This is a genomic window from Micromonospora sp. WMMD736, assembly GCF_049179015.1.
Lineage (GTDB): Bacteria > Actinomycetota > Actinomycetes > Mycobacteriales > Micromonosporaceae > Micromonospora.
The window spans coordinates 1-3,875 of record NZ_JBMHMI010000038.1 but is presented as its reverse complement, the minus strand read 5'-3'; the positions used below and the strand labels follow the sequence as shown (position 1 = coordinate 3,875).

Genomic DNA, 3,875 nt, shown 5'->3' with positions numbered 1-3,875 from the left:
CTCGCGGGGGGCGTCGCGCAAGCTCACCTCCAAACAGCTCGAGGCCCTGGCCAAGGCGCAGACAGGGGAACCGCACCCATGACGACCATGGTCAAAGCCGAGCAGGTGTGCAAGAACTTCGGTGCCCTGCACGTTCTGAAGGGGATCACCCTGGAAGTGTCCAAGGGTGAGGTGCTGTGCCTGGTCGGGCCATCGGGTTCGGGCAAGTCGACGTTCCTGCGCTGCATCAACCACCTCGAGCAGGTCAATGCCGGCCGGTTGTTCATCGACGGTGAGTTGGTGGGCTACCGCGAACACGGTGGAAAGCTGCACGAACTCAAGCCGCGCGACGCCGCCCGGCAGCGCCGCGACGTCGGCATGGTGTTTCAGCATTTCAACTTGTTCCCGCACCGCACCGCGCTGGAGAACATCATCGAGGCGCCGATCCACGTCAAGCGGGTCAAGAAGGCCGAGGCGCGAGAGCGGGCCGAGGACCTGCTCAACCAGGTCGGGCTGTCCGACAAAGCCCAGGCCTATCCCGCTCAGCTGTCCGGCGGTCAGCAGCAGCGCGTCGCGATAGCGCGGGCGCTGGCGATGAATCCGAAGCTGATGTTGTTCGACGAGCCCACCTCGGCGCTGGATCCCGAGCTGGTCGGCGAGGTGCTGGGGGTGATGAAAAAGCTTGCGTCCGAAGGGATGACGATGGTGGTGGTGACCCACGAAATGGGGTTTGCCAGGGAGGTCGCCGACCAGCTGGCGTTCATGGACGGCGGGGTGGTGGTCGAGAGCGGAAATCCCCGCGAGGTAATGAGTAACCCCAGGCACGAGCGGACCAAGGCGTTCCTGTCCAAGGTGATGTAAGTTTCAATCGACTCGTACATGGGGTTAGCTGCTGCCCGGGAGTAGATGGTGGATGCGGAGACGTTGCAGCCTTTTGGCCACTACCAGCTGCTGAACCTGCTGGGCCGCGGTGGCATGGGCGAGGTCTACCGTGCCTTCGACACCAAGACCGACCGCATCGTCGCCATCAAGGTGCTGCCGCCCCAGCTGGCCGCCGACGAGGTCTTCCAGGAGCGATTCCGGCGCGAATCCCAGGCGGCGGCCGGCGTCAACGATCCTCACGTGGTACCGATCCACGGCTACGGCGAGATCGACGGCCGGCTCTACCTCGACATGCGGCTGATCGAAGGCGACAACCTGGGCACCATGCTGGCGCGGCGTGATCGGCGGGTGGGTGCTGCCCTTGCCGTTGGGATCGTCGAGCAGATTGGTTCGGCGCTGGATGCCGCCCACCAGGCCGGTCTGGTACATCGCGACGTCAAACCCTCCAACATCCTGATCACCAACCGCGATTTCGCGTACCTGATCGATTTCGGGTTGGCGCGCACCGCCGGTGAACCGGGGATGACAACGGCGGGCAACACGCTGGGCACGCTGGCCTACATGGCCCCAGAGCGCTTCGACGGCGGCCAGAGCGGCCCGCGCTCCGACATCTATGCGCTCACCTGCGTGCTCTACGAGTGCCTGACCGGCTCCCGGCCCTATCCCGCCGACAGCCTGGAACAGCAGATCGCCGGTCACCTGGTGTCGCCGCCGCCCCGCCCGTCCGAATTGGATGCGGGGCTGGCGGCGTTCGACGACGTCATCGCCAAGGGGATGGCCAAGAATCCGGACAAGCGTTACCCCACGGCCGCGGCGTTGGCAGCGGCCGCACGAGGGGCATTGGACGCACCTCGGGTGCGGGCCGGGCGCCGAAAAGCGCAACGCACAACGCACCGGGCCACGACAGCCGGTGGCGGTCGAAAGAAGCGGGCGTTCGCGCTGACCGCGACCGCTGTGCTGATCGCCGCGATCTGTGGGGTCGGGGCCTGGCAGTGGCGCGGCTCGGGCACCGAAACCACCAAGTCCGCCAGCTTCGCCGCGGACGCCACACCACCCGGTGACCCGCCGCTGGGCGCCGTGGCGGCGATCGCCGAAACCGTGCCCGCTGACATCAGGACCACCGGGCGACTCGTGATCGGGGTCAACACCCCTTATGCGCCAAATGAATTCGAGGATGCCAACGGTGAGTTGGTCGGATTCGACGTGGATCTGATGGATGCGATCGCCCGCACGCTGGCTCTGGTTCCCGACTATCGCGAGACCGGGTTCGAGACCATCATCCCGTCGATCGAAGCGGGTGACTTCCACGTCGGAATGTCGTCGTTCACCGACACCAAGACACGTGAGCAGACAGTCGATTTCGTGACCTACTTCGAGGCCGGCACGTTGTGGGCGCAACGGCCGGGCTCGCAGGTCGATCCGGACAACGCCTGCGGGCTGCGGGTCGGGGTGGCGTTCGGCGTGCTGCAGGAGACCGAGGAGATTCCGGCCAAGAGCAAAGCGTGCGTCGATGCCGGGCTACCCGCAATCGAGAAGGTCGTCTACACCAGCCAGGACGATCTGACCGACGCGCTGATCGCCGGTCGGGTTGATGCGATGTCGGCGGACTCGCCCGTCACCGGCTTTGCCGTCAAGCTGAGCGGCGGCGCGCTGGAGCCGGCCGGCGACGTGTTCGACTCCGCCCCGTACGGGTGGCCGGTGGCCAAGGGGTCCGCCCTCGCCGAATCGCTGCGCCAAGCGTTCGAACACGTGAAGTCGACCGGCGAGTACCGCACCATCGCCACGATGTGGGGTGTGGAGCGGGGCATGATCGACGCCTCGGTGATCAACGGGGCCACGAGATGATCGCTCCTGCCGAGCGCGGGTCGGCCTTATGCTGGGCACATGTCGGAGCGCGACCCGGCTCAGCCTGACCCGACGGCGTCGTTGTGGCGGGCGGCACAGGGGTTTCGGCTGCTCAGTTGCCTCTATGCGCTGGGGTTTCAGATCGCGGTCAACCCCGATCTGGCCCGGCCAGCAGTCGGGTGGGTGTTGTTCGCGGTGCTCATCGCGTGGAGCGTGGCGTGCGCGGTGGCCTACCTGCAGGGGTTCGGGCGCCGAACCGCCTGGGTGGTCGCCGAGATCGTGGTCGTGGTGGCGTTGATGCTGTCTACCGAAATCGTCGCCTTCGACCAATGGGTACTCGACAATCAGTCGTGGCCAACCACTTTGTGGGCCACCAACGCCACGATCTCCGCGGCGATTCTGTGGGGGCCGATCGCGGGCATGGGCACCGGTCTGGTGGTGACGGCCGCAGCCAGCGTGCTGAAGGGTTACGTGCACCTGGATCTGGGCCGCAACGCCACCGTTGTCATCGAGCTGGCGGTGGGTCTGGCGGTAGGGGTGGCAGCGCTCACCGCGCGGCGGTCGCACAGCGAGTTGCAGCGTGCGGTGCGGCTGACCGCGGCGACCGAGGAGCGCGAGCGGCTGTCCCGCCAGGTGCACGACGGCGCCATCCAGGTGTTGGCGTTGGTGTCGCGGCGCGGACGCGAGATCGGCGGTGAGACAGCGGCGCTGGCTGAGCTGGCGGCCGAGCAGGAGCGAGCGTTGAGGCGTTTGGTGAGCGCGACCGACGCCGATTCCGGTCCGCGGACTGGCAGCCAGGCCGATGTCGGGGTCCTGCTGCGCGCGCACGGCTCCGACCGGGTTTCGGTCAGCTTGCCGGCCACTCCGGTGCTGCTCGATGCCGGAGTGGCGGCCGAACTGGATGCTGCGGTGGTGAACGCGCTGGACAACGTATCGGCCCATGCCGGGCCGGGTGCGCACGCTTACCTGCTGCTGGAGGATCTTGGTGACAGGGTGACCGTGAGCGTGCGGGACGACGGGGTGGGCATCGCGGCGGGCCGACTCGATGAGGCGGTCCGCGAAGGGCGGGCCGGCGTGGCCAAATCGATTGTGGGGCGGATGAAATGGCTGGGCGGAACGGCCGACCTGAGCACCGGGCCGGACTGCGGCACCGAGTGGGAGCTGACGGT

3 protein-coding genes are annotated in these 3,875 nt (G+C 67.3%); all 3 read left to right on the top strand.

The genetic code is table 11. The features are described from left to right. Positions 1 to 78: 78 nt before the first annotated feature. Positions 79 to 840, top strand: coding sequence for an amino acid ABC transporter ATP-binding protein (locus ACN269_RS33200; RefSeq protein WP_421477060.1), 762 nt, complete (start codon positions 79 to 81; stop codon positions 838 to 840). A 45-nt stretch (positions 841 to 885) separates the two neighbouring features. Beyond that, complete coding sequence (locus ACN269_RS33195; protein ID WP_421477058.1) at positions 886 to 2,706, top strand: bifunctional serine/threonine-protein kinase/transporter substrate-binding domain-containing protein; 1,821 nt, start codon at positions 886 to 888, stop codon at positions 2,704 to 2,706. Positions 2,707 to 2,745: 39 nt separating this feature from the next. Beyond that, positions 2,746 to 3,875: MacS family sensor histidine kinase (gene macS, locus ACN269_RS33190; RefSeq protein WP_421477057.1), on the top strand; the 1,130-nt coding region annotated here is incomplete at its 3' end.

What these genes read in the sequence shown, in the direction of transcription:
- ACN269_RS33195 (WP_421477058.1), top strand. Translation starts at nt 886, where the DNA reads ATGGTGGATGCGGAGACGTTGCAGCCTTTTGGCCACTACCAGCTGCTG.
- ACN269_RS33200 (WP_421477060.1), top strand. Translation starts at nt 79, where the DNA reads ATGACGACCATGGTCAAAGCCGAGCAGGTGTGCAAGAACTTCGGTGCC.